The sequence below is a fragment of the Rhodoluna sp. genome, assembly GCF_036721215.1.
Taxonomy (GTDB): Bacteria; Actinomycetota; Actinomycetes; order Actinomycetales; family Microbacteriaceae; genus Rhodoluna.
Window position 1 is genome coordinate 527,092 of the sequence record NZ_DAIMLM010000001.1, and the last position, 24,206, is coordinate 551,297.

Consider the following 24,206-nt stretch of genomic DNA (forward strand, 5'->3'; position numbering starts at 1 on the left):
AAAGCTTAGAGCCGCTCGGGTGTAAATGGCCGCAGCCAAAGAGGTAGCCTATATGGGTGTTTGGACTCTCCGGCGAAAAGCTATTAATTCTTGGGTTGATAGCTGTTTTTGTGCTGGGCCCAGATAAGTTACCGCACTATGCCAAACAGTTGGCGAATTTCATTAAGTCTTTGAAGAAAATGGCCGAAGGTGCCAAAGGTCAGTTGCAATCAGAAATCGGTGAAGAACTCGATTGGAAACAACTTGATCCAAGAAAATACGATCCTCGAAGAATCATTCGTGAGGCCTTGGCCGAAACCGATGCCCCAGCAACAGTTGCAACACTGAATAAGCCAACAACCAGAGTGCAGCCAAGGTTAGCTGTGGGCGAAGTTGCCCCTTTTGATTCGGAAGCAACCTAGAGCTTCTTCATAACTTTCGCTAGAGCGTTCATTAGAGGCGCCATCTTTTTGTATTGCTTGGCTCTCGACGGAAAGTTAATCAATCCAGTAGCAATTCCAACAGTTCTTGCTTCGGTAAATCTCAGCAAGCCGTAGTGACCATTTCTTCTTCCAACCCCGGATAGCTTCATTCCTCCCATGGGGGAGTCAACTGATGCCATAGCGGCGCGGTAACCCTCGTTGATGTTCACCGATCCTGCCATTAGGCGGTTGGCAACTTTCTCGGCTAGTTTCAACGGTCCCACCACCGAGGCGTTTAATCCAAGCTCAGTGTCGTTGGCCAATTCAACCGCTTCATCAATGCTGTCGTAACCGACAACCGCAATAAATGGACCGAAGACTTCTTCGCGAGCGAGTCTCATTTCTGGCTTGATATTGGTCATCACAGTTGGGGAGTAAAAGTAAGGTCCTAGCTCTGGAAGCGCCTTAGCTCCAGCTAGCACTTTGGCTCCCTTGCTAACAGCGTCGGAAACGTATTCTTCAACGCGCTTTAGTTGGTTGATACCGGTTAGGGTTCCCATGTCCATCTCGAAGTTGTCACTCTTTCCGATCTTGAGTGAGTTAACGCGGGATGCAAGCTCTTTTTCAAAAGCTTCTTTTTGGTTATTTGGAACATAGACGCGTTCAATGGATACGCAAAGCTGTCCCGAGTTTCCAAAGGCTCCAGCGATAACCTTCTCGGCTGCGTCGCCAAGTTTGGCACCTGGAAGAACAATGAGCGGGTTCTTGCCACCTAGCTCGAGTGAGTAACCAATCAATCTCTTGGCTGCTCGCTCAGCAACTATCTTTCCGGTCTTAGTTGAACCAGTAAAGGCAACGTAGTCAACCGAGTCAGTAACCGCGTTTCCAACAGTTGCACCGTCGCCAACCACGATTGTCCAGGCACTATCTGGAATACCGGCTTCGATGGCTAACTTTCTGGCGTAAAGGGAAACCAGCGCTGTTTGGTTGTCAGCTTTTTGCACCACAGTGTTTCCTGCCGCAAGTGCTGGCAAGACATCAAGCATCTGCAAAGCAAGCGGGTAGTTCCACGGGGTGATTACTCCAACAACTCCAACGGGGGAGTAAGTGACATAAGAACGAGTCACAAATGGCACACCTGAGTTTGTGATCTTCTTTTTTAGAACCTTAGGAGAAATTTTGGCATAGTAACGAGTGGAGCCTAGAGCGCCTGCTACCTCTTCGAAAGCGTGAGCGCGAGCTTTACCGGTTTCAAGCTGCAATAGATCCATCAACTTGTCTTGGTTGTTTAGAAGTAAATCGTGCAATCTAAATAGCGCTGCAGCGCGTTCCTTGACCGGCATAGCTGCAAACGAAGGCTGAGCAAGTCTTGAGTCGGCAACTGCTTTTGCTACCTGGCCAACGCTTAGTTGCGGCAGGTCATAGATTTTCTGACCCGTGGTCGGGTTCACAATTGTGACCTGGTCGGAACTTTCCGGCAGGTGGGATAAAAGGCTCGGGATGCTGTATTCGCTCATGGTTATCATTCTACGAATAGATAATTACTTGGGATCCAGATTCAGCTTTCTACCAGCAAGTAATCGAGCTTGTTTGGCTATCAAGCTGGCAATCTTCTGAATCTCTATAGCTGCCGCATCTTGTGATTCACTGGCACAAAGTGGTGCTCCGGTATCGGAACCTTCGCGCAAAGCGACCGATATCGGCACTTGGCCAAGCAGCGGAACGGCCACTCCAGACAGTGCACTCAAAGACTTAGCAACGAGCTCGCCGCCGCCAGCTCCAAAAAGCTCAATTTTCTTGCCATCTTGTTCTAGGTAACTCATGTTCTCAATAACGCCAAAGATGGCTTGACCGGTTTGTAAGCCGACGGCTCCCGATCGCTCGGCGACCTCGCTGGCTGATATCTGCGGTGTTGTCACAACGACAGTTTTGGCGCTTGGCAATAACTGCCCAAGGCTAATTGCCACATCACCTGTTCCAGGAGGTAGGTCTACTAGCAACACATCCAGATCGCCCCAGAAGACATCGCTCAAGAATTGCTCGACGGCTCGGTGCAGCATGGGTCCTCGCCAAGCAACGGGTTTGTTGTCTTCAACGAACATGCCAATCGAGATCACCTTCACACCGAATGCAATCGGGGGCAAGATCAGCTCGTCTACCCGGGTTGGCTTTTCGGTTATGCCCAGTTGCCCAGGAATTGAAAAGCCAAAGATGTCGGCATCGATAAGGCCGACTTTTTGACCTTGGCTAGCAAGAGCTACCGCCAAGTTAGCGGTCAAGGTGGATTTACCAACACCACCCTTACCTGAGCCAATCAAAAAGATATTGGTAAGGGTGTCTTTATCAAAGGGATTGTGTCGCATGGGTTTGCCGCCACGCAGTTTCTTCTTCAGGGCATCCCGTTCTTCAGGGGTCATTACCGTAAGTCTCACATTGATTTTTTGCACTCCTGGAACAGCTGCCACCGCATCGTGGGTTTCTTGTTCGATGCGTCTAGCTGCAGGACAGCCAGTTATGGTGAGCTTGATTTCAACATCTGCGGTGCCATTTTGGAAGCTTACTTTTCCGACCATATCGAGCTCGGTCAAAGCAATGCGAAGCTCAGGGTCAATTACTTTTGAAAGAGCTTGATAGATCAGGGCCTCGGACACCCCTTAACTCTACGGACAGGCATGAGAGAATAGAAACATGAGTCAGAAAAATGCACCATCCACCCTTCCTGAGGGCGAAGTTGTTGGCCAGTTCAAAAACTACCTAGAAGCGGTAAAGGTAGTTGAGAAGCTGGTTGAAAACGGTTTCCCGGCAAGACTTATTTCCATAATTGGCTCTGACCTAAAAACAGTTGAGACCCTAAAGGGCAAGCTTGGCTACGGAAGAGTTGCACTCTCCGGTGCCGTTACCGGTTCTTGGATCGGACTATTTTTTGGACTGCTCTTTGGAGCTACCAGTACAACAGAGCAGGTGGTGATCACAAACCTGAGTGCTGGAATAGTTATCGGTGCTGGAGTTGGAATGCTGCTAAACGTGATTCGTTTTAGCATGACCCGAAACAAAAGAAGCTTTATCTCAGCTCAAGCCGTGGTTGCTAAAAAGTACGACGTGATTGTTCCAACCGGTCAATTAGCTGACGCCAAAAAAGCCATAAAGGCAAGTAAGACAACTGAGACCAAGAAGCCTGCCACAAAAAAGCCAGCTTCAAAAAGCTAGCTAAGACTAGCCATCCAGGATTCAATCTCCGCTGGAGTTCTTGGAAGTTTGGCTGAAAGATTCTCAACACCGTCTTTGGTCACCAGCACGTCGTCTTCGATTCTTACGCCAATTCCGCGGAATCTTTCAGGTGCTAGTAGGTCGTTCTCGTGGAAATACAAACCTGGCTCAATGGTGAAAATCATTCCCTCTTTGAGCTCGGCGTCCAGATACATTTCTTTTCTTGCCTGAGCGCAGTCGTGAACATCAATTCCTAAGTGGTGGCTGGTGCCGTGCACCATCCAGCGCCTATGAAACTGCTTTTGCGCTTCAAGTGATTCTTCAGCGCTAACTGGCAGTATTGACCAACCGGCAACTTTGTGAGCAATCACCTTCATGGCAGCTTCATGGATTTCGCGGAACTTGATGCCTGGTTTGGCTACCGCAAAAGCTGCATCGGCAGCTTCCAGCACTGCCAAGTAAACCTCGAGCTGAGCATCGGAGTACTTGCCGTTTATCGGCAAGGTTCGGGTTATATCCGCCGTATACAAAGAGTCCAGCTCTATACCAGCGTCAACTAAAACTAGCTCGCCACTGTTTACTGGTCCGTGGTTGGTTATCCAGTGCAGGATGCAGGCATTTTTTCCGGCAGCAGCAATGGTTTCGTAACCTAGGTCGTTACCTTCGAGTCTGGCTCTTGCAAAAAAAGCCGTTTCAATAATTCTTTCGCCGCGCGGGTGCTTCGCAGCTTTTGGTAGAGCTTTCACGATGTCTTCGAAACCTCGTATCGAGCTAGCAACGGCTTGACGCATTTGGTCGATCTCATAGGAATCTTTGATAAGTCTCAGCTCAGAAACAAACTGAGCCAGATCGCTGTCTTCAAGGGTTGTGGTTTTTTTCTTATCTAGGTAAGCATCAAGTTCACTTAGATCGCGGGTGTCTATTTTTAGTAGTGCGGAGACATCTTCGAGAGTGGGTCTTGCTCCCACCCAGAATTCACCGATAGCTGGGTTGGCGAAGAACTCGTCGGAATCTTTGCCAGCGGTTGGGCGCAAAAACAGAATCTGGGTAGATTCTTTGGTGTCGATAACCAGCACAGAGTCCGGAACTGTTTGTGATCCCCAACCGGTTAGGTGGGCAAAGGCTGCGTGTGGTCGATAGCGATACTCGGTGTCGTTGGATCTGGTCTTGGGGGCACCAGCTTCGATCACAATCAGTTGGTTGGCAAAGGCTGCTGCGACTTTGTCGCGCCTATATTTCGCAAAATCAGCTGCGGGGCTTTGAGATATGGCTTTGTTGGAACTTTCTTTCCAGCCGCTTGAAATGTAATCAAGAAACTCTTTGCTGTTTGGGGTTCTAGAACGGTTTGTTCCTGCGACCTCTTTTTTTTCGCTAGCCATCCAACTATTGTGTCATTCCAGCGCTGTCTTGGGCGTTGGGTAGTGTTGAGCTAACAGAACAGGGATTTTCATGGTCAAAATAGACCTCCATACGCACTCAACTAGATCTGATGGCCTAGACACCCCCAGCCAGCTAGTTAGCAATGCCGCTAAAGCCGGCATCAACGTCTTGGCCCTTACCGATCACGACACCGTCTCGGGCTGGGATGAAGCCAGATCCAAAGCCCTAGAGCTTGGGTTGGGTTTTGTTCCAGGAATCGAAGTAACAAGTGTTTCAGATATCGAAAGATTTGGCCGCACAATTAGAATCAGCGTCCACCTACTTGCTTACCTACCTGATCCAAACCATGAAGCACTTGCTGTGGTGCTGGGAGACACCGTTGCCACCCGCGAGGCAAGAGCTCGGGCCATTGTCGACAAGCTCGCAACGGAAATGCCAATTACCTGGGAGATGGTTTTAGATCACCTAGATAAAGGTGCAACCATTGGGCGCCCCGCTATCGCGGACACCTTGGTGACTATGAAAAAAGTTTCTGACCGAAGCGAAGCGTTTGATTACTACTTAGCTTCTGATGGACCTTTCTATGTTTCGCACTCGGCGGTTTCCACCGTTGAGGCAATTGAACTAATCGGTATGGCCGGGGGAGTATCAGTAATTGCTCACCCACTAAAAGGTGTTGGGCCAGACACTAGCCCAGAAGATCTGCCGCTGGATCATTTCGAGCAAATGATCCAAAGAGGCTTAGCGGGTATTGAGGTTTACCACCGCGATGTTCCAGAAGCTGCCAGATCTTGGTTGCTTGATTTGGCTTCCAAGCATGATCTTGTTGTTACCGGTTCGAGCGATTATCACGGCGTTGCCGGAAAGCCGAATCAGTTGGGTGAGAACACCACAAGTCAAGAAATGTTAGATCGAATCGTGAAGCTTGGAACAGGAACTAAAGCTTCGCTTTAGCTGTTTCCACCGCGGGTGCGATTCCGTGTTCTATTAGCAGTTGCTGCGGGACGATCAGGTCTTTTCTCACCGGAGCGCTCAGGTTTAGCATCAGATCCTCTTGATGGCCTGGAGCCTTTTTGTCCCTGTGGCCTGGAAGACTTTGGAGCTTCCACTCGGGTGCTTGCTTTGAGTCTTCCCTTGGTGCCAGCAGGGATGTTCATGTCAGTAAATAGGTGCTCAGAGCTTGAGTAAGTTTCGGTTGGATCTGGTTGGCCAAACTTTAGCTCTATGTTGATGTGGGTCCAGCGAGCAAGATCTTCCCAGTCCACAAATGTGACGGCAATTCCCAATCTTCCCGCACGACCGGTTCTTCCAACGCGGTGCAGGTAAGCCTTTTCATCTTCTGGCACTGAGTAGTTAATAACATGTGTCACATCGTCAACGTCAATTCCGCGGGCTGCGACCTCGGTAGCGACCAGGATGTCTTTTTTTCCAGAGCGGAAATTGGCCATCGATTTCTCTCGGGCTTCTTGAGACATGTCTCCGTGTAAGGCGCTTGCATTGAACCCTCTGTCAATTAGCTCATCGGCTAGCTTGGCAGCCTGGCGCTTGGTGCGGCAGAAAATGATTGTCTTGCCGCGGCCTTCGGCCTGCAGAATTCTTCCAACCACCTCGTCTTTGTCGAGTGCGTGTGCCCGGTAAACAAACTGCTTGATGTCGGCTTTGGTGAGCCCCTCATCGGGGTCGTTGACCCTGATGTGTACTGGCTTGTTTTGGTAGCGCCTTGCAAGGGACACAATTGCCCCTGGCATGGTGGCTGAAAACAGCATGGTCTGACGTGACTCCGGGGTGTAAGCAAAAAGCTTTTCAACATCTGGCAAGAAGCCAAGATCTAGCATTTCGTCGGCTTCGTCTAGCACCATGAACTGGATGTGTTTGAGATCGAGCTTCTTTTGTTTTGAAAGATCAATTAGTCGACCAGGAGTTCCAACAATGATCTGCGCTCCGGCATCGATTTCGGCAATTTGTCCCTCGTAAGCTTTTCCACCATAGATTGCGGCCACGGTAGTTGAGCGATTAGAGCAAGCGTGCTTTAGATCCTCTGCAACCTGAATGGCTAATTCCCTCGTTGGAACAACTACCAGTGCTTTTGCACCTTTTTCTGGATTCAGTCCAAGGGATTGAATAAGAGGTAGGCCAAAGCCTAAGGTCTTGCCGGTGCCAGTTTTGGCTTGGCCAATAATGTCCTGGCCAGTTAGGGCAAGCGGTATTGCCTGCTCCTGGATTGGAAATGGACTCGTGATTCCTCGGCCCTCTAGGGCCTGATAGATATCTGGATCGATACCTAAGTCTTTGAAAGTCAAATTACTCCTATATATGCTCTTCTTACTCTACTTGCCAAGGCGCTATCCCGTTTATGCTTGAAAGGTGTTTGAGTGGTTGAAATCCTTACGGAAAAAAGTCGGCAAGCTTGTTTTGCCTGATCGTGAAGAGCGCGCTGCTAGAAACAAGACCAAAATCAATCTCAAGCCATACACGCCTGAACCAAAGGCCTACCTAGGTCAGCTTGCGTACTTGTTACTTTCGAATTTTGAAATTCTTACCAATGAGCTCAAATACGCTCCTACCACTCAATACAAAGCTGAGCTCAGTGAAGCTGCAGCCAAGAGTTTTGAAAAATACCGCACGGTTTCAAAAAAGCTTTCTGGCTTGGGTGTTGATGTCACCGACTCGATGGATCCTTTCACTGAGCGAATCGACACTTTTCACTCCAGGACTTCAGGCGTTGATTGGTATGAAGCCATCATCAAGGTCTATCTAGTTTCTGGACTGCTGGATGATTTCTATAAGAGGTTGGCTGTTGGCCTGAACTCGGAACTTCGCGAGTCGGTCGAGAAGGCACTTTCGGATAAGACCTTCGAGAAATTTGCTCAGAAAGTTATCACAGAGGGCAAGGAAATGAATCCAGAGCTTGACTCGAGGCTGGCTCTTTGGGGCAGACGCCTTATGGGAGATGTATTGCTGGAAGTTAGGGCCGCTTTCGATAATCGAAAGCTTGCCGGTATCGATAAGAGCGCGAGCTTGAGTGCTGAGCAAGAAAGAAAAGTAAACCTAGAGTCTTACTCCAAGATTGAGCCACTTATCAGCGAGATGATTGCGGCTCACTCGCTGAGAATGGATTCAATCGGTCTAGCTGCCTAAAAGGGTCAGTTGATCTTTCTTTTCTCTTTTTGATTCCAGAAACTTTGGGCCAAAATACATCGCTACTGGCATAGCCACCATAACGATGGTCCAGATCCATGCATCGGTATAGCCAAAGCCAAGGACAGTAAGAAGTATCCAAAGAAAAGAACCGGTTGCTAAAGCAATTGCGGTTGGCACAAAAGAACCATATCGATCAGATCTGATGTTCACAGCTGGTGCCACCAGAGCCAAGACAGCTGCGTAAAAAACAATAAACAGAAACTCCATTAGGCGATAAACCCAACCCTTCTTGCTTCCTCCGCACCAAGCTCAAGATAAGTAATTGACTTGGTTGGGATCAAAAATACGTTGCCCTTGGAATCGGTCAAGCTGATCAGCTTGGCATCGGAGTCCATCGCAGAACGAATCGATGCCTCCAACTCCTTAGCGCTAGCGGAGGTGTCGAAGCTGAGTTCGCGAGCTGAGTCTTTGATGCCGATTTTGATGTCCATGACCAACCTTTCTAGTACTAGATTACGGCAGGAAAACTGTGGGCTAGACATCTATTGTCAGAAGGCTCGGGTATCTTGTTTGATATGACCCAACAGAAGTTCGTGCCCCTTTCGCACATTGACTCGGTCAGGGACCTTTCTCTTGATAACACTCAGCTCCAAGCGGTGAACTTGCCTGCCGAAGCGGTAGTCACCGTTATTGGCTCTCCAGGCTCGGGAAAAACAAGCTGCCTGAAAGCTCGTTTTTTGCACCTAGTTGATAAAGGTGCCAACCCAGAACAAGTGGTTGTGATTGCTCAAACTAGAGATAGCGCGAATTTGTATCGCGATCAGTTAGCGCTCGAATTACAAAGCGCAACCGCTGGACCGGTTGCCAAGACCCTAACCAGCATGGCTTTTTCGATCCTGGTTGATAAAACGCGCAAATCAAATGCTCCAAAGCCCACATTGCTAAGCGGTAGCGAGCAAGATGCCATGCTGCAAGAAATTATCAAAAATCTAGAGCCTGAAATTTGGCCCAAGCAATTAGATGCCACGGTCAGATCTCTTACTGGGTTCAGAACTGAACTTCGAGATCTAATCGCTGTTGCCATTGAGCACGGCATCACTGCCGCCAAGTTAGCCGAGCTCGCCAAAGATCAGAACGTTTCGCAGTGGCAAGCAGCCAGCATCGTTTTTGAAAAGTACCTAGAGCAACAAAACTCAGCCGAATCACAAAGGTACGATTCAGCTTCTTTGCTTCGAGAAGCAGCCCTGGTAGTTGCAAGTGCGACAGATCTTCCAGAGTCGCTCAGCTCAATCAAGACTTTGCTAGTTGATGATGCACAGGAGCTAACTCCAGCTGCCGCCGAGTTTATTTTCGCACTCACTCAAAAAGGTGCCGGGGTTAGCTTTTTTGGAGACCCGGATGTAGCAACACTTAGCTTTAGGGTGGCCAATCCAAAGGCGATGATCTTGCTGGCAGAGCGAATTGCAACTTCGAAATCCGTAACTGCCGAGACTATTTATTTGGAGCCTAAACACGTTGTTCGGCCAGCGGAGATTTCTTTAGCTTTGGCTAAAGTCAGCTCCCAAATAGAAGTTGCTAGAGCTGGCAGACAGCGCAAAGGCCTGACCACTTCCGTCAAGGAACAAGTAGCTGGTGAGGCCCTGGCCGCCAAAGTCTTTCGCTCGCGCACCGATGAACTTGCCTATGTTGCGGGAGTGCTTAGAAGAAGACACCTGTTTGATGGAATCGCCTGGTCGAACATGGCGGTTATTGCAAGAAGCAGGCCTGAACTTGATGCGCTAGCACTGTTTTTGAGTTCACATTCGGTTCCGGTTCGAGTAACTGGAACTGCCACTGCCTTGAAATCAGATCATGCCGCAGGACAGCTGCTGCAGCTAGCAGCGGTTTGTCTATCTGATGAGCCACTGACTTTCCCCCAAGCTGAGCAATTGCTTCTTTCGGAATTCTGCGGGCTGGATGCTCTATCGCTACTTCGCCTCAAGCGATCACTTCGCAGAGCCCATGAAGACTTAGAAGTACCTAGTGACGAGATATTGCTTGCAGCAATTTCAGAGCCGGCACTGATTGCCCAGGTTAGATCACAAGAGGCTCGTAAGGTGGAAAAATTCATTGAGCTCATTGACCAAACTAGAGCACTAGCCAAGGAGCCAGAGTCAACCACCGAGGCAGTGCTTTGGAATCTTCTTTCTGGCACATCATTGTTGGATCGCTGGGTTGTGGCCTCGCGTGGGGTATCTGAGTTAGCGATGCAAGCGGGAAAGAATCTTGATTCAGTTATGGCGCTTTTTGCAGCCGCTGCTAGATTCACTGAGCGCAATCCAGACAGTAGTCCGCTTGATTTTGTGTTAGACCAACTCGCGCGCGAGATTCCAGAAGATAGCTTGGCGCTAAACAACTTATCTGGCGAATACGTTTCGTTGCTGACTCCCTCTGGTCTCATTGGCAGAGCTTTCGACACTGTCGCATTACCTGGTCTTATCGAGGGAGTTTGGCCCAATCTAAAGCCCAGGTCATCGCTTCTGGGCGCACAAGCACTAGATGCTTTGGCTAGCGGTGAGATCGACAACACCTCGGAACTAACCAAGTCCGAGCTATCTGGTGAACTTCGAATGTTCAATAAGGCCATAGGTGCTGCAAGATCCAAAGTGTTGGTTACTGCAACCGATCAGGAAGAAGAGCAGATCTCGCAGTTTTTGACACTGGTCAATGGCAGCATCCCGGAAACTGAAAGCGCGATTCCTAGATCTCTAACCCTGAGATCACTAGTGGGGGACATGCGTCGCGAATTAGCTAGCGGATCAGGCGATGCGCTCGAGCTTGCGATGGGTCTTGCCAGACTGGCTTCGGCTAATGTTCCAGGAAGCGACCCATCGAGTTGGTATGGCCTATTGCCAATCTCCACCGAGGAGCCACTAACGGATCTGGCTAATGACTTGGTTCGGGTTAGACCTTCTCAGCTTGATAGTTATCTAAAGTGCCCGCTGCACTGGTTCTTACAAAACCATGGCGGACGGACAGACTCCTTCTCTGCCTCCCTTGGAACTTTAGTTCATGAGGTCTTCGAGCTCAGCAGATCTTCTGACAGGGCAGAATTACAACAACTTACCGACTCACGTTGGCACAGTCTTGAATTTGAAGCTGACTGGTTAGAAGAACTAGGCAAAAGACGAGCCAACAAGATGCTGGCAAACTTGGCAAGCTATTTGAAGCAGTTCGAAGACCAGGGTTCGGTTGTTTTAGGCAGGGAGCAAAACTTCCGCTTCGAGTTTGATCACGTAAGGGTACAGGGTCAGGTGGACCGTATCGAACAACATGAAAATGGCACCATCATGATTGTTGATCTCAAAACCAGTAGCCAAGCTCCGTCTGAAGCTGACACCGCATCAAACCCACAGCTCGCGCTTTACCAAATGGCTCTTTTAGAAGCTGGCTTCGAAGAAATTGGCAAGATCAATGAACACCAGCTAGCCGGAGCGAAGTTACTAATTGTCGGTGGAGCCAACTACACCGAACGTTCACAACCTCCCATGACGCAAGAGACTTCAGCAAATTTCAAGAAGTTGCTTTTAGAAACAACTCAGGGCATGGCAAAGCAGGTTTTTGTAGCACAGCTTTCTAACCACTGCGAGGCAGACCGCGAATACGGAACTTGCAAGCTGCACCTAACTCGGGCGGTGTCCTATGTCGGCTAAGTACTCGGCGACTGAGATTTTCAAGGTGGTAAAAGGTAGAGAGCTTTCCCAAGAAAAAATCGACGCCATCGAACAAGCTGCCCTTGATTCGCCAAGCTTGGTTGTTGCTGGGGCTGGCAGTGGCAAGACCGAACTTCTTGCCGTCCGAGTTCTATGGCTTGTGGCGAACGGGTTTGCAAGACCCGAACAGATCCTGGGACTTACTTTCACTAAAAAGGCTGCCACGGAACTCTCAAAGAGAATCTACGAATCGCTATTGAAACTTCGCGATTCCAGCTTCTGGCCAGAGGGTCTGGAGTTTGATTTTCAAGCGCCTACTATTTCTACCTACAACGCTTTTGCCAACCAGGTCTTCCGTGACAACGCCCTAGCGCTGGGCTACGAATCAGATGCCACGCTGATAAGCGAAGCAACTGCTTTTCAGCTAGCTCGTGAGGTTTGCGTTCGCTATGGCTCAGATGTTTCTGGAACGCTAAGCGATCTGGAGCTAAACATCGATTCATTGGTTGAAAAAGTCATCGAGTTAGCCAGAGCCCTAAATGACAACGGCCAAACCGCAGGCAACTTACAAAGTGAAATTTCGCGAACTGTGGATCACATCTCTAGGCTTCCCAAAAAAGCCGGCGAGGAGGTCAGTTCCAGGTTTGCTTATGTCGACACCATCGTTGAAGAACTAAAGCCAGCTCCCTTGATTGCAGAGCTTGCGGAAATTTTCCAGAAGGAAAAGAAGCTGCGTTCCATGGTTGATTACTCTGACCAGGTGGCACTTGCTCTTCGGGCAGTTACCGAGTTTCCAGATGCTGCAACCAGTATTCGCGAGATCTTTAGTCAGGTAATGCTCGATGAATATCAAGACACTTCGGTTTTACAAACCAGGTTGTTAGCAACCCTGTTTGCACAAACATCGGTGTTCGCGGTAGGGGACCCGAACCAGTCGATTTATGGCTGGCGCGGAGCAAGTGCTTCAAACCTTGACGAGTTCGGTATTGATTTTGGAACTGCCAAGAACTTTAGCCTTAGAACCAGCTGGCGCAACCCAATTCAAGTTTTAGAAAAAGCCAATGAGATCTCCGCGCCACTTGCTAACCAGGCCAGCTTTGAAATTCCAAAGCCTTTGGAGCAGCGAGTGCTTCCTGTAAAACTTGAGGCCATGCCTGATGCACCAGAAGGCCAAGTCCAGGTTCGCTTCTTGGAAACCATCGAGCAAGAAGCGCAAGAAATTGCAGAGTGGTTCAAGCCAGCACTTGCCAAAGGTGCGAGCTGTGCGGTGTTGATGCGCAAGCGCTCAGCTATGGCCCTATTTGTTGAGACACTGCAGTCCAATGGCATTGAAGTAGAGGTAGTTGGACTCGGTGGATTATTGGAACTTCCAGAAATTGTTGACCTGGTATCTGCTTTGAAGGTTATTCAACGGGTAGATGCTGGAAGCGAGCTAATCAGGTTACTTACCGGGGCAAGATGGCGGATCGGGGCAAAGGATATCGATCGACTCTTTGTTATTGGAAGAAAGCTATCTGGTCCAAGACAAGAAGGCGTCTTCCGCCAAGAGCTCACCATTGTTGAAGCTCTCGACGAGGTAACCAGCGAGAGCCTTGAGCTACTGTCTGAGTTTTCCGCAGAGTCGCTCAAGCGATTGCGTGACGCGGCGGTATTGTTTAGAAACCTTCGTTCGGCAACATCACTGCCTTTAGCTGACTTTGTTCGGGTTGTTGCCGAAGAGCTTTGGTTAGATATTGAGCTTCGAGCCAACCCAAAGCTCAAAAACCCGATGGCCCAGCTCGAGTCGTTCTATGAAACAGTTGCGGGCTTTGGCCAAGCTAGCGCAGCCTCACAACTTGGGGCGTTTTTGAACTGGCTGGACTATGCCGCAAAGAGAGAAAGATTTGAACTACCAAAGTCCAACCCGGCAGCAGGAGTCGTGCAAGTGCTGACAATCCATGCGGCTAAGGGTTTGGAGTGGGATTACGTTGCTGTTCCAAATCTTGTTGAGGACGATTTTCCAAGCAAACCGCGATCAATTTCGGGCTGGCTTTCTGGAGCGGAGCTGCCGTATCCGCTTCGAGGAGACGCCAGATCATTGCCGGTTTTTGATTATGAGGCAACTAGAACACAGAATGATATCAAAGTAGCCAAGGACCAGTTCCGCGCAGATAACAAAGAGCACCAACTTCGCGAGGAGTATCGACTCATTTATGTTGCAATTACGAGAACTAAGCAAGCACTGCTACTAACCGGTTCCTATTGGAAACCAGGAAACACGGGATCTAGAAAACCCTCGCGTTTTCTAGAGCAGTTAGCCGGTGAAGGTTTCGAGTTTCCGGAAATTAACATCCAAGCAAATCCTCTTGACCTGGAACCAAAAACAGCCAGCTGGCCACTTGATCCCGTGGGTGAGAAACACGCAAGTGTTTTGAAAGAAGCGGCCGAGAAAGTTCAGCAGGCGGCAAAGCAGTTAGCCGATTCAGCAGGTGAAACAAAACAAAGTAGCGTGCAAGAAGAAATCGACTTGCTACTAAAAGAACAAGACGATCGAATTGCTCGCTTATCGGTTGTTGATCTGCCGGTTCGAATTCCAGCATCCAGATTCAAAGAGTTCGTCAAGGATGTTGACGCCATTGCTTCCAAGTACCTAAGGCCCACCCCGTCAAAGCCCTACCGCGCAACTCGAATCGGAACGCAGTTTCACTCTTGGGTTGAAGACTTTTTGGTAGCTGAGATTGACCAGACAAGTTCTACCGCGGTTAGCGAACTGGCAGAGATATTCAAAAACTCTAGATTTGCAAACCTCAAGGATTCGGAAATTGAGTTAGAAATCAACCTGACCCAGGGCGTGAACACTTTTGTTTGCAAGCTAGACGCGGTTTTCAAACTAGGGACCCGCTATGAAATCGTGGACTGGAAAACAGGCTCGCCCCCAGAATCTAAGGAGCAAGAGCAGGAAATGATCTTGCAGCTTGCGCTTTACCGGTTTGCATACTCGAAGCTTCGAAATGTGCCGGTAGACCAAATTGATGTTTGTTTCTATTTCGTGGCTGATAACACTGAGCTAAGACCTGATGTAGTTCCGGAGCCGGCAGAGCTTATGAAGCTTTGGGAAAAGCTATTTGCCTAGAACAGTTCGTCGTTTTTGACGGGGTTCGAAGTGGCTTGTTCTGCACGTCTTTGCTGAGCAATCTCAGTAGCTAGGGGAGCAGCGGCAATTCGTTCAGCTTTTCCTGATTCGACTTCTTCGGTTAGTACCAAAAGCATTCCCACGGCGTCTTCGATGATCTCTTGGCTGCCCTGCGAGTAACCGTGCAGTAGCCATCTGGCAAGTTCTAGTTCGCTATACAAAAGTGCTCGTGACCATAGGTTTACATCGGCACCTGGTCTGGCTTCGAAGTAACGAGCAATCACGCTCTTGGCAAGCTCAGTTGTTGCTCCACCCAATACCCAGGCAAGGTCTTCGGCAGGATCAGAAATTCTAAGTCCACTCCAGTGAAGAACTCCGGATACTTTGCCATCAAGTTCTAGAACGCTGTGACCATTAATTGCTCCGTGCACCACGGTTGGCTGGTAGCGGAACATACTGGAATCTTCCAGAGCGGTTTCCCAACGCTGCAACAGAATTGGTGGGACCTTGCCTGTTTGGGCAGCTCGGTCCAATTCCATGATGCGGTACTTGAGGTTTTGCTGCGGGTCAAGTTCTGGGAATCCAGATTTTTGCACCAATTGGTGTGGCAGGTTGTGAATTGCGGCAATTGCAAAGGCAATGCTGGCTGTCAATCCAGAAACTGGATCTACCCGAGACAGCTCAATTGAATTTCCATAAACAAAGTCAAAAACCAGGGCACGCTCACCATCAGAATCCTTAGTGTCTCCGACCAGTTGTCCAATTTGAAAAGGAAGATTTTGTCGAACTGGGGACGAAAAGCACTTTAGGGCTCTTATCTCAGCTTCGAGTTCTGTGCCAGCGGTTGGGCTGTTTGCCATCCGCACCACGAAGTGTTCGCCACTCTTGGCGGTTAGTAGGGCTGCATCAAAAGCACCTGATTGTCCAGCGTCCAAGTGCTTTACCTGTGCGAAGTCAAACTGCGGAACTGCGTCTTTAGCCAGTGCCGCTAAAATCAAGGGTGATCTAGCCATAAATTTAGGTTAGACAACATTGCCCAATCTATTCAGTATCGCCACGCGAGGATAAAGTGACCGAAATCAAGCTCCCACCCCTTGCTCGCTGGGAGCTCGATAGAGACTACTTATCTAGGTCAAGACCTGAGCTATTCGATGAGCTCTGGAGTCTCGAGACTACCCGCGTACTTGCGATGCATCGCGGAAGAGTTCTCCTAAGAGCTGATTCTGAAACACCAAAGCTGAATCTCATGCCAGTAGATCAAGTCCCCACAGCGAACCTTCGGGTCTACCTGGGAAAAACCACATCGGCAACCTCGCATGAAGCCAACGGGGCTGCAATTGTTCTGGCAATTGTTAACGAGAACTCCGCGAACCAAATTGAGCCAGATGGTTCGAAATGGATTGGTCTTCGAAGCCTCGGCGCGCAGCTATCTGATCGAGATGCTGGATTGTTCACTCAAGCTTTGGCGCTTTATAACTGGCACGAGAACAATGCTCACTGTCCCAAGTGTGGGACACCGACAGTTATCGAACAGGGTGGCTGGTCCAGACGCTGCTTCAAAGACAATAATGAAATCTTTCCGCGAACCGATCCAGCAATCATTGTTGCCATCACTGATCAGCAGGATCGAATCCTGCTTGGCTCTCAGGGCACCTGGGAACACAATCGCTGGTCTGTTCTTGCTGGCTTTGTTGAGGCCGGAGAATCTTTAGAAGCTGCCGTAGTTCGAGAGATGAAAGAGGAGTGTGGCCTGGAGGTATTCGATATCCAGTATCTCTATTCACAGAGCTGGCCGTTTCCACAGTCACTAATGCTGGGCTTTAGCGCCAAGGCGGACTCAAGCATTGAGTTCTTGCCCGATGGTGAAGAAATAGTGAAATTGCGCTGGTTCTCTAGAGCTGAAATAGCAACGGAGGTGAAATCACTTTTGCTACCAAGTGATTCAACTATCTCTAGATCTCTAATTGAGCTTTGGTATGGTTCCCCAATTGATTCAGCGATTGAAGAAGCAAAAAATGGCCAACAGTAGCGCGGAGCAGGTTCTAGAGGGGCTAGATCCGAATCAAAAAGTTGCCGCTCAATCTCTAGTTGGCCCGACGGTGATATTGGCCGGTGCTGGAACTGGAAAAACGAGAACAATCACGCACCGGATTGCCTATGGAATTGCCACGGGGCACTTCGCTGCCAATCGCGTACTCGCACTTACCTATACAAATCGCGCAGCGGGGGAGTTGCGGGCAAGGCTTCGCCAGCTTGGTGTGGGAGCTGTTTCGGTCAGGACTTTTCACGCCGCAGCACTTGCTCAGTTGGAATACTTTTGGCCACAGCTCGTTGGAGTGCCAGCACCTTCAATTCTTGACTCCAAAGCGAAACTTATTGGTCAAGTTGCCAAAGCAATGTCAATCAATTTGGATCAGGCAGCCCTTAGAGATCTCGCGAGTGAGATTGAGTGGCGAAAGTATTCGATGCTTTCGATGGAAGAGTATGCGCTGCTGGCTGATTCCAGGGCTCAGGTAGCAGGGCTTAGCTTTGCCAAGAATCTTGAAATTCAGCAAGGCTACGAACAAGAGAAGATTCGGATGCAGCGCCTTGATTGGGAAGACGTTTTGATTTTGACTCTGGGGCTACTAAAAGCCGAACCTAGAGCCCTGTCTCACGTTCAAAGTCAATATCGCTTTTTCACAGTCGATGAGTATCAAGACATTTCTCCTTTGCAGCACGCCCTGTTAGATCAGTGGCTGGGCTCTCACGCTGAGCTTTGTGTTGTTGGGGATCCGAACCAGACAATTTATTCGTTTACTGGCGCCAGCAGTGAATTTCTGCGTAGCTTCCCAGATCGATTCCCAGAAGCCACTGTTGTGGATCTGATCACCAATTATCGATCCAGTAAACAAATTGTTGCCTTTGCCAATCGACTAACCAGTGATTCGGCACTGGGCGGCGACCTCGAAGCAGCTGGAGGTGCGGGCACAGCCCCAACAATCGATAGCTTTGATTCCACACTCGCCCAAGCCAAAGAAGTTGCCAAAGCCATCAACGAAGCTATCCAAGCTGGTGTTCCAAGAAGCGACATCGCGGTTTTGTATCGAATCAACAGTCAGTCCGAAGAATTAGAACGAGCCCTGGATGATTTAGGTATTGCTTACCAACTAAGAGGAGGCGAACGGTTTTTTGCTAGACCGGAAATACGCACCGCGGTGCAGCTGATTCGGGCTGAAGCACTTTCGCCTTCGGGTAAACCTCTGGATCACGCAGTAAGCGACATCGTTCGCTCTCTTGGTTGGCAACAGCAAAGACCAACGCAGCAAGGCGCTGTTGCGACTAAGTGGGAAGCTCTGAATGCTCTGTTATCCATGGTCGATGAACTCCCAGAAGGATCAGGTATCAAAGAGTTTGCCTTAGAGCTAGCCGATCGCGCCCACTCTCAACATGAGCCAACCCAGGAAGCCGTTACGTTATCCACCATTCACGCGGCCAAGGGATTGGAGTGGCCAATGGTTTTCATAATTGGCCTAAACGAGGGTTACTTACCTATTACTTACGCGAAGACAGACGCCGCAATTCAAGAGGAGAAAAGACTTCTTTATGTGGGGATTACCAGAGCCAAGGCTCAGCTAAGACTGTCCTTCGTGAATCAAGATAAGGGTAGAGAACGCTCAGCTTCGAGGTTTATTGCCCTGTTGCAATCGGGTTTAGCCCAGTAAGTCCCTAAGCGCCGCATCAATTTCGTCATCTGGGTTTTTCTTCAAGGCACGTTCAATCAACTTGGCTGGGTCTTTGATGTCTTGCTCGGTAGGAAGCAGATCCGGATGCGACCAAATCGCGTCTCTTTTTTCTAGACCAACCGCATCGGTTACCTGCTGCCACATCGAAGATGCTTCGCGAATCTTTCTTGGCCGCAGCTCTAATCCAATCAGCGTCAAGAAAGTTCGCTCGGCGGGACCGATTGAGGCGCGCTTTCGTCTCATGGTTTCGGCAATAGCTAAAGATCTTGGAAGTCGCTTGGTGGCAGCTTGGGTAACACAGTCAACCCAACCTTCGATTAGTGCAAGCACTGTTTCAATGCGCTCCAGTGCTCTGGTTTGTGAATCGGTTCTTGGGGCAATCAGAGCACCTGATTCCAGTGCTTTTTGGATGTTGCCGATTTCGGCAGGGTCAAATCCTTCTGAGAGCTCAACAATCTTGGTGTTGTCGATTGTGATTTCGCTGGCGTAGGAAGTTATGAGATTCACGATGTATCCACGAAGCCACTTGCTGTGCTTGAAGAGCCTGGAGTGGGCAAGCTCGCGCACCGCAAGGTAAATGTAAACCTGATCCGCTTCTTCTTCGAGGGAGTTTACAAAGTTCGCGAGGTTTTGGGCAACGAAGGCTGGCCTTGCTTCTTGGAAGATTGGCAAGCCGATATCTCCACCGCTTAGCACTTCTTCAGATAGCTTTCCTAGAGCTTCGCCGAGCTGCATCGCAAACATAACTGACCCGGCGGATTTCATAATGCCGCTTGCTTGTGAGAGCATGCCGGCAAATTCCTCGGGAAGGTTTTCTTGAAAGTTCTCGGTTAGCGCTATTGCCATCCGCTCTGCTACCGGAGTTGCGAGATCTTTGAAGAGCCCAATTGAGTCTGCGACCCAAAGTTCCCTTGAAAGAAGTTTTGGTTCTATAGAAATTGGACCCAGATCTGTTGCTTCATCGAGCCATAGATTTCCAGTTGCAGTTGAAGTATTGATTGATCGGCCAACTGACTCTGGAACAGCAACGGTGTTTTTTGCAGAGATTTTTCTAGCCTGGCTTTGAACTAGATTCCAGTTCACACCTTCTGTTTGACCACCTGGAGCAATGGCGGCGCCGATTTGAGTTAGCATTTCCTGCAGTGCCTTTGGGTCAATGGGCAATCCTGCGGCCTTGGCCAGTTGCTCAGGATCTAGTGGTTGACCGGATAGGAACTTGCGCAGCATGGCCTCAAAGTCTTCGGGCTCTTGCCGGTTATCGTTCACTTGACTACCTCTTCGCTCTGATTCAAGGCTACTTCCTCCAGTTGCCTAATCTGCCTGAACAATTGCTTTGCTTACTGAGTGTTCGCCGAGAGCGTGGAATTTTGGGGCAGGTTGTCTAGCGGGCTCACTTAGGCTAATCGGAAGGCTTACAAATCAAGGCGGGCATGACTTTTTTCCAGCGACGCAGAACTCGTTCAAAATCTAGCGAACGCGCCAAGAGCGCTATCACCTTTTTTACTGTGGTGACCTTTGCCGCGGGTTTTCTCGTCTTGGCCCTACTGCCAACGCCCTACCTAATCGAAAGAGCTGGCCCGACCTACGACGTTTTGGGTGAAGTTGATAATGAGCCAGTGATTCAAATTTCTGGTGCTCAAAGCTACGAGTCAGAAGGAACGCTAGAGGTGCTCACCGTCAGCATCGTTGGAAGGCCAGAGAACACTCCAAACTGGATTGAAATCGGACTTGCTTGGCTAGACGAATCTCAGGCGGTAGTTCCAGTTGAGCTGCTCTATCCAGATGATCGCACTACTGAAGAAATTAGATCTGAATCCAGCGCGATGATGGAAGTTTCCCAGCAAGACGCTATTGCCGCAGCGCTGAATTACCTGGGCTACGAAACTCCAAGGCAGGTATACATAGCCGAGGTGGTGGCAGACGCAGCAGCAAGCGGAAAGCTGGTTGCTGGCGATTTTGTATTATCGATCAACTCTGAGCCGATCACAGACATCGAACAGCTAAAAGATATAGTCACCAGTTGGGACGAAGAAGCACCACTGTCAGTTGTCGTGGATAGGAACGGGCGGGAAGTCACAAAGGAAGTGTCTCCAGTCGAGGACGCTGAGGGAAACTTTAGACTCGGAATTTTGGTGGGATACAAATATGACTTTCCTATAGAAGTAAATCTCCAGCTAGGAGATGTCGGTGGCCCATCCGGTGGCATGATGTTTGCTCTTGGGATCATTGACCGACTCACTCCAGGAGATCTAACAGGTGGCCTGCACGTTGCGGGAACAGGCACCATTACCCAATCTGGCGAAGTTGGCCCAATTGGTGGCGCGGTGCAGAAGCTCTATGGGGCTTCACGCTCCGGTGCCACGGTGTTTTTGGCTCCAGCGGCTAACTGCGAGGAAATTGTAGGAAACGTCCCAGATGGCCTGAGGGTAGTTAAAATAGAAACATTACAGCAAGCACTCGACGCTTTAGAAAAGCTTTCGGCCGATGAGCAAGTGGAATCTTTACCAAGTTGCACGAACTAGAAAAACAGGAGAATCATGACCCAAGCTGCTAACCAAGGCATTCCAAGACCGAGGATATCCCCGTCGACAATCGCTATTGGAATAGTTGTTGTTATTGGTGCCATCTTGCTAAGCGTTGCTGGTTTATACACCGACGTGTTGTGGTTTGACCAACTTGGATTCCTGAGTGTGCTAAGCACTCAGATTTTTGCGCAGAGCGCTCTGTTTACTGTTTCCGCTTTGGCATTTACTCTGATCACCGGATTGGGTCTGTGGCTAGCTTTTAGGTTTAGACCGGTATACCTCAAGTTTGCTGACGAGAGATCGCCTTTTGAGCAGTATCGCCAGCTAATTGACCAATTGCGAAAAGCGGTAATGATTGGTGTCCCACTAGCTCTTGGAGCTTTAGCTGGTTTGGCAGTAGCGCCTAACTGGGGGATCGTACTTAGCTACTTGAACCGAACTCCTTTTGGCGACACCGACCCGCAGTTTGGTTTGGACATTTCTTTTTACATCTTTGAGCTACCGTTTTACATCGGCCTGGTTGGATTCCTATCCGCCGCATTCTTGATTGCACTTTTACTCGCAGCCGGTGTTCACATCATTTACGGAAGCATTAAATTCAACGGTCGCGAAACCCTAGTTTCAAGGGCAGCCCGCATTCAAATTGGAGTAACCGCGTTTTTATACCTTCTTACTCAAGGTGCATCGCTTTGGTTGGATCAGTACAGCACGTTGACTAGCTCAGCAGGACTCTTTACTGGCGCAAGCTATTCAGATGTCAACGCAGCAATCCCAGGTTTGCAAATCTTGGCACTTATCTCGGTGGTAGTTGCCCTGTTGTTCTTGGTCGCAGCTTTTGTTGGCAAATGGCGCCTACCTGTTGTTGCAACCGGTTTGATGGTTGTTAGCTCGCTGATCCTTGGGGGCTTGTTTCCTTGGGCGGTACAGACTTTTCAGGTAATTCCAAATGAGCGAGTTTTGGAATCTCCTTACATTCAAAGAAACCTAGATGCCACCTCCAAGGCTTTTGGTATCGATACCGTTGAGCGCGTTGAATACAACGCCGTTGTTGACGCCGAGCCAGGAGCTCTTCGTGAGGATGCTGAAACCACCGCTTCGATTCGAATCTTGGACCCAGCTCTTGTTAGCTCTTCGTTTAGACAGCTCGAGCAGTTCCGCCAGTACTACAACTTCCCAAACCAGCTAGATGTTGGTCGCTACGAGATCGACGGCAAGGTTCAAGATACTGTTTTGGCGGTTCGTGAACTAAACCAGGCTGGTCTTGGAGACTCTCAGTCTTGGTATAACAACGTGGTTGTTTACACCCACGGATTCGGTGTTGTTGCCGCTTACGGTAACCAGCGCACCCCGGATGGAAAACCAGTATTTATGCAATCCGGTATTCCTTCGGTTGGAGCACTTGGCGACTACGAACCACGGGTTTACTTCGGCGAAAGCTCCCCAACTTATTCGATTGTTGGGGCGCCCTCTGGTTCCGAACCTCTAGAGCTTGATTTCCCAGCCGGCGAGGGTGAAATCGATCAGACCTACAACACCTTCTCAGGCTCCGGTGGTCCAATGATTTCTGGAATCATTCCACGCCTTGCTTACGCTCTGAAATTCCAGAGCGAACAGATTCTGTTATCTGATGCCATCAACGCTGAGTCTCAGATTCTTTACAACCGCAACCCGCGTGAGCGCGTAGCCGCTGTCGCACCATTTTTGGAGTTGGATTCAGATCCGTACCCAGCAATCATCGACGGTCAGGTTCTTTGGATTGTTGATGGTTACACAACCTCAAACAACTATCCATATTCCAAATCTGAGGACCTAGCCCAGGCAATTGCCGACGCTAACTCACCGAGTGTGCTGCTTCGCGGAGAAGCCAACTACATCAGAAACTCCGTGAAGGCCACAGTCAATGCTTACGACGGAAAAGTAACGCTGTATGAATGGGACGAAAAAGACCCAATCTTGCAAACTTGGAAAAAGACTTTCCCTGACACCATTCGCCCAATGAGTGAAATGTCCGGCGAGCTACTTTCCCACGTTCGTTACCCAGCTGATCTATTCAAGGTTCAGCGTTCAATCTTGGGTAGCTACCACGTTGAAGATGCTGGAGCTTTCTACTCTCAGCAGGATGCTTGGATGACACCTAATGATCCAGTTGGTGGATCAGGAGTTGGAACACTGCAGCCTCCTTACTATTTGACAATGCAGGTGCCAGGCACTGATGCTCCTGATTTCTCGTTGTATTCGACATTCATACCTCGCTCCACCGGCGAGGCTTCGAGAAACGTGCTAACTGGTTACTTCGTGGCAAACTCTGATGCTGGAACAACCGCAGGAAAGAAGTCTGCAGACTACGGAACGCTAAGGCTTCTGACTCTTCCAAAGAGCACGATTGTTCCAGGACCTGGTCAGGTGCAAAACAACTTCAGCGCCGATTCCAAGGTTTCTCAGCTACTGAACATTTTGAGACAGGGATCAACCAGAGTTCTAAATGGAAACCTGCTGACTCTGCCAGTTGGTGGTGGATTGCTTTACGTGCAGCCGGTTTACATCCAGTCCACTGGTGAAACCAGCTACCCGCTATTGCAAAAGATCTTGGTTGCTTTTGGTGATCAAATCGCATTCGAAGACACTCTTGATGAAGCGCTAACGGCTCTGTTTGGATCCTCTGGAATTCCAGATGAGACAGATCCAGTTGACCCTGCAGATCCAGAAGCTGAACCTACCGAACCAGAAGCCCCAGCCACTGGTTCGGATGCGTTAGCTGCCGCTTTGCAGGACGCTCTTGAAGCTATCCAGGAAAAGGATGCCGCGATGGCAGCCGGTGACTGGACCGCATTTGGCGAAGCTGAAGAAAAGCTTCGGAAAGCAATTGAGGCAGCGCTGTCAGCAACTCCATAGTGCACTAGCAGCATGTGTTCAAAAGTGGTAGATTGAAACTTCGCCGCGGGGTGGAGCAGTTCGGTAGCTCGCCGGGCTCATAACCCGGAGGTCGTAGGTTCAAATCCTGCCCCCGCAACCAATTAGAAACC

At 49.5% G+C, this 24,206-nt stretch carries 18 protein-coding genes and 1 tRNA gene; 11 read left to right on the forward strand and 8 right to left on the reverse strand.

The window, feature by feature from the left end:
* Positions 1–56 precede the first annotated feature (56 nt).
* A complete protein-coding gene (locus tag AC9UCN_RS02715) occupies positions 57–401 on the forward strand; it encodes a twin-arginine translocase TatA/TatE family subunit (protein WP_509523460.1) in 345 nt (114 codons plus the stop codon).
* Here the strand turns inward: AC9UCN_RS02715 and AC9UCN_RS02720 are convergent.
* Positions 398–1,918: a succinic semialdehyde dehydrogenase gene (locus AC9UCN_RS02720; RefSeq protein ID WP_509523462.1), complete on the reverse strand. Its 1,521-nt coding sequence runs from the start codon at positions 1,916–1,918 to the stop codon at positions 398–400. The two genes, AC9UCN_RS02715 and AC9UCN_RS02720, sit on opposite strands and share 4 nt — an antisense overlap.
* Before the next feature lie 24 nt (positions 1,919–1,942).
* Positions 1,943–3,052: a P-loop NTPase gene (locus AC9UCN_RS02725; RefSeq protein WP_509523463.1), complete on the reverse strand. Its 1,110-nt coding sequence runs from the start codon at positions 3,050–3,052 to the stop codon at positions 1,943–1,945.
* A gap of 37 nt (positions 3,053–3,089) precedes the next feature.
* Here AC9UCN_RS02725 and AC9UCN_RS02730 point away from each other — a divergent pair, with 37 nt between their 5' ends.
* Positions 3,090–3,608 (forward strand): YflT domain-containing protein, encoded by a 519-nt coding sequence (locus tag AC9UCN_RS02730; RefSeq protein WP_509523465.1) that lies wholly within the window; start codon positions 3,090–3,092, stop codon positions 3,606–3,608.
* Here the strand turns inward: AC9UCN_RS02730 and AC9UCN_RS02735 are convergent.
* Positions 3,605–4,987 (reverse strand): aminopeptidase P family protein, encoded by a 1,383-nt coding sequence (locus AC9UCN_RS02735; RefSeq protein ID WP_509523466.1) that lies wholly within the window; start codon positions 4,985–4,987, stop codon positions 3,605–3,607. The two genes, AC9UCN_RS02730 and AC9UCN_RS02735, sit on opposite strands and share 4 nt — an antisense overlap.
* A gap of 70 nt (positions 4,988–5,057) precedes the next feature.
* Between AC9UCN_RS02735 and AC9UCN_RS02740 the strand changes: the two genes are divergently transcribed.
* A complete protein-coding gene (locus AC9UCN_RS02740; RefSeq protein ID WP_509523467.1) occupies positions 5,058–5,942 on the forward strand; it encodes a PHP domain-containing protein in 885 nt (294 codons plus the stop codon).
* On the opposite strand, the gene AC9UCN_RS02745 is transcribed toward AC9UCN_RS02740, so the two are convergent.
* Positions 5,939–7,288 (reverse strand): DEAD/DEAH box helicase, encoded by a 1,350-nt coding sequence (locus AC9UCN_RS02745; RefSeq protein WP_509523469.1) that lies wholly within the window; start codon positions 7,286–7,288, stop codon positions 5,939–5,941. The genes AC9UCN_RS02740 and AC9UCN_RS02745 overlap by 4 nt on opposite strands.
* Positions 7,289–7,364: 76 nt before the next feature.
* On the opposite strand from AC9UCN_RS02745, the gene AC9UCN_RS02750 reads away from it, so the two are divergent.
* Positions 7,365–8,126 (forward strand): ferritin-like fold-containing protein, encoded by a 762-nt coding sequence (locus tag AC9UCN_RS02750; protein ID WP_509523471.1) that lies wholly within the window; start codon positions 7,365–7,367, stop codon positions 8,124–8,126.
* Here AC9UCN_RS02750 and AC9UCN_RS02755 read toward each other — a convergent pair.
* Together AC9UCN_RS02755 and AC9UCN_RS02760 are read right to left on the reverse strand one after the other, a co-directional pair.
* Positions 8,115–8,396 carry a hypothetical protein gene (locus tag AC9UCN_RS02755; RefSeq protein ID WP_509523472.1) on the reverse strand — a complete coding sequence of 94 codons (282 nt, stop codon included), beginning with the start codon at positions 8,394–8,396 and terminating at the stop codon, positions 8,115–8,117. The two genes, AC9UCN_RS02750 and AC9UCN_RS02755, sit on opposite strands and share 12 nt — an antisense overlap.
* Positions 8,396–8,620: a DUF3107 domain-containing protein gene (locus tag AC9UCN_RS02760; RefSeq protein ID WP_509523473.1), complete on the reverse strand. Its 225-nt coding sequence runs from the start codon at positions 8,618–8,620 to the stop codon at positions 8,396–8,398. The genes AC9UCN_RS02755 and AC9UCN_RS02760 overlap by 1 nt, the downstream gene beginning before the upstream one ends.
* A 54-nt stretch (positions 8,621–8,674) precedes the next feature.
* Between AC9UCN_RS02760 and AC9UCN_RS02765 the strand changes: the two genes are divergently transcribed.
* Complete coding sequence (locus AC9UCN_RS02765; protein ID WP_509523475.1) at positions 8,675–11,821, forward strand: PD-(D/E)XK nuclease family protein; 3,147 nt, start codon at positions 8,675–8,677, stop codon at positions 11,819–11,821.
* Positions 11,811–14,933 (forward strand): ATP-dependent helicase, encoded by a 3,123-nt coding sequence (locus tag AC9UCN_RS02770; protein WP_509523477.1) that lies wholly within the window; start codon positions 11,811–11,813, stop codon positions 14,931–14,933. The genes AC9UCN_RS02765 and AC9UCN_RS02770 overlap by 11 nt, the downstream gene beginning before the upstream one ends.
* Here AC9UCN_RS02770 and AC9UCN_RS02775 read toward each other — a convergent pair.
* Positions 14,930–15,946 carry a phosphotransferase gene (locus tag AC9UCN_RS02775; RefSeq protein WP_509523479.1) on the reverse strand — a complete coding sequence of 339 codons (1,017 nt, stop codon included), beginning with the start codon at positions 15,944–15,946 and terminating at the stop codon, positions 14,930–14,932. The two genes, AC9UCN_RS02770 and AC9UCN_RS02775, sit on opposite strands and share 4 nt — an antisense overlap.
* A gap of 56 nt (positions 15,947–16,002) precedes the next feature.
* On the opposite strand from AC9UCN_RS02775, the gene nudC reads away from it, so the two are divergent.
* Together nudC and AC9UCN_RS02785 are read left to right on the forward strand one after the other, a co-directional pair.
* On the forward strand, positions 16,003–16,962 hold the full coding sequence (nudC, locus tag AC9UCN_RS02780; protein ID WP_509523481.1) for an NAD(+) diphosphatase: 960 nt from the start codon (positions 16,003–16,005) through the stop codon (positions 16,960–16,962).
* Positions 16,949–18,637 carry an ATP-dependent helicase gene (locus tag AC9UCN_RS02785; RefSeq protein WP_509523483.1) on the forward strand — a complete coding sequence of 563 codons (1,689 nt, stop codon included), beginning with the start codon at positions 16,949–16,951 and terminating at the stop codon, positions 18,635–18,637. Before nudC ends, AC9UCN_RS02785 begins: the two co-directional genes overlap by 14 nt.
* Here AC9UCN_RS02785 and AC9UCN_RS02790 read toward each other — a convergent pair.
* Positions 18,626–19,924, reverse strand: a complete 1,299-nt coding sequence (locus AC9UCN_RS02790) for a zinc-dependent metalloprotease (protein WP_509523484.1) — start codon at positions 19,922–19,924, stop codon at positions 18,626–18,628. The two genes, AC9UCN_RS02785 and AC9UCN_RS02790, sit on opposite strands and share 12 nt — an antisense overlap.
* Positions 19,925–20,088: 164 nt before the next feature.
* Here AC9UCN_RS02790 and AC9UCN_RS02795 point away from each other — a divergent pair, with 164 nt between their 5' ends.
* The 3 genes from AC9UCN_RS02795 to AC9UCN_RS02805 all read left to right on the forward strand — a co-directional run bounded on the left by AC9UCN_RS02795 (position 20,089) and on the right by AC9UCN_RS02805 (position 24,196).
* Complete coding sequence (locus tag AC9UCN_RS02795; RefSeq protein ID WP_509523485.1) at positions 20,089–21,180, forward strand: YlbL family protein; 1,092 nt, start codon at positions 20,089–20,091, stop codon at positions 21,178–21,180.
* A gap of 15 nt (positions 21,181–21,195) precedes the next feature.
* The gene (locus tag AC9UCN_RS02800; protein ID WP_509523487.1) at positions 21,196–24,075 is read left to right on the forward strand and encodes a UPF0182 family membrane protein; all 2,880 of its coding nucleotides are present in this window, start codon (positions 21,196–21,198) and stop codon (positions 24,073–24,075) included.
* A 44-nt stretch (positions 24,076–24,119) separates the two neighbouring features.
* A tRNA-Met gene (locus AC9UCN_RS02805) sits at positions 24,120–24,196 on the forward strand.
* Positions 24,197–24,206: the final 10 nt, after the last annotated feature.

What these genes read in the sequence shown, in the direction of transcription:
- AC9UCN_RS02720 (WP_509523462.1), bottom strand. Translation starts at nt 1,918, where the DNA reads ATGAGCGAATACAGCATCCCGAGCCTTTTATCCCACCTGCCGGAAAGT.
- AC9UCN_RS02730 (WP_509523465.1), top strand. Translation starts at nt 3,090, where the DNA reads ATGAGTCAGAAAAATGCACCATCCACCCTTCCTGAGGGCGAAGTTGTT.
- AC9UCN_RS02735 (WP_509523466.1), bottom strand. Translation starts at nt 4,987, where the DNA reads ATGGCTAGCGAAAAAAAAGAGGTCGCAGGAACAAACCGTTCTAGAACC.
- AC9UCN_RS02740 (WP_509523467.1), top strand. Translation starts at nt 5,058, where the DNA reads ATGGTCAAAATAGACCTCCATACGCACTCAACTAGATCTGATGGCCTA.
- AC9UCN_RS02755 (WP_509523472.1), bottom strand. Translation starts at nt 8,396, where the DNA reads ATGGAGTTTCTGTTTATTGTTTTTTACGCAGCTGTCTTGGCTCTGGTG.
- AC9UCN_RS02760 (WP_509523473.1), bottom strand. Translation starts at nt 8,620, where the DNA reads ATGGACATCAAAATCGGCATCAAAGACTCAGCTCGCGAACTCAGCTTC.
- AC9UCN_RS02770 (WP_509523477.1), top strand. Translation starts at nt 11,811, where the DNA reads ATGTCGGCTAAGTACTCGGCGACTGAGATTTTCAAGGTGGTAAAAGGT.
- AC9UCN_RS02775 (WP_509523479.1), bottom strand. Translation starts at nt 15,946, where the DNA reads ATGGCTAGATCACCCTTGATTTTAGCGGCACTGGCTAAAGACGCAGTT.
- AC9UCN_RS02785 (WP_509523483.1), top strand. Translation starts at nt 16,949, where the DNA reads ATGGCCAACAGTAGCGCGGAGCAGGTTCTAGAGGGGCTAGATCCGAAT.
- AC9UCN_RS02795 (WP_509523485.1), top strand. Translation starts at nt 20,089, where the DNA reads ATGACTTTTTTCCAGCGACGCAGAACTCGTTCAAAATCTAGCGAACGC.
- AC9UCN_RS02800 (WP_509523487.1), top strand. Translation starts at nt 21,196, where the DNA reads ATGACCCAAGCTGCTAACCAAGGCATTCCAAGACCGAGGATATCCCCG.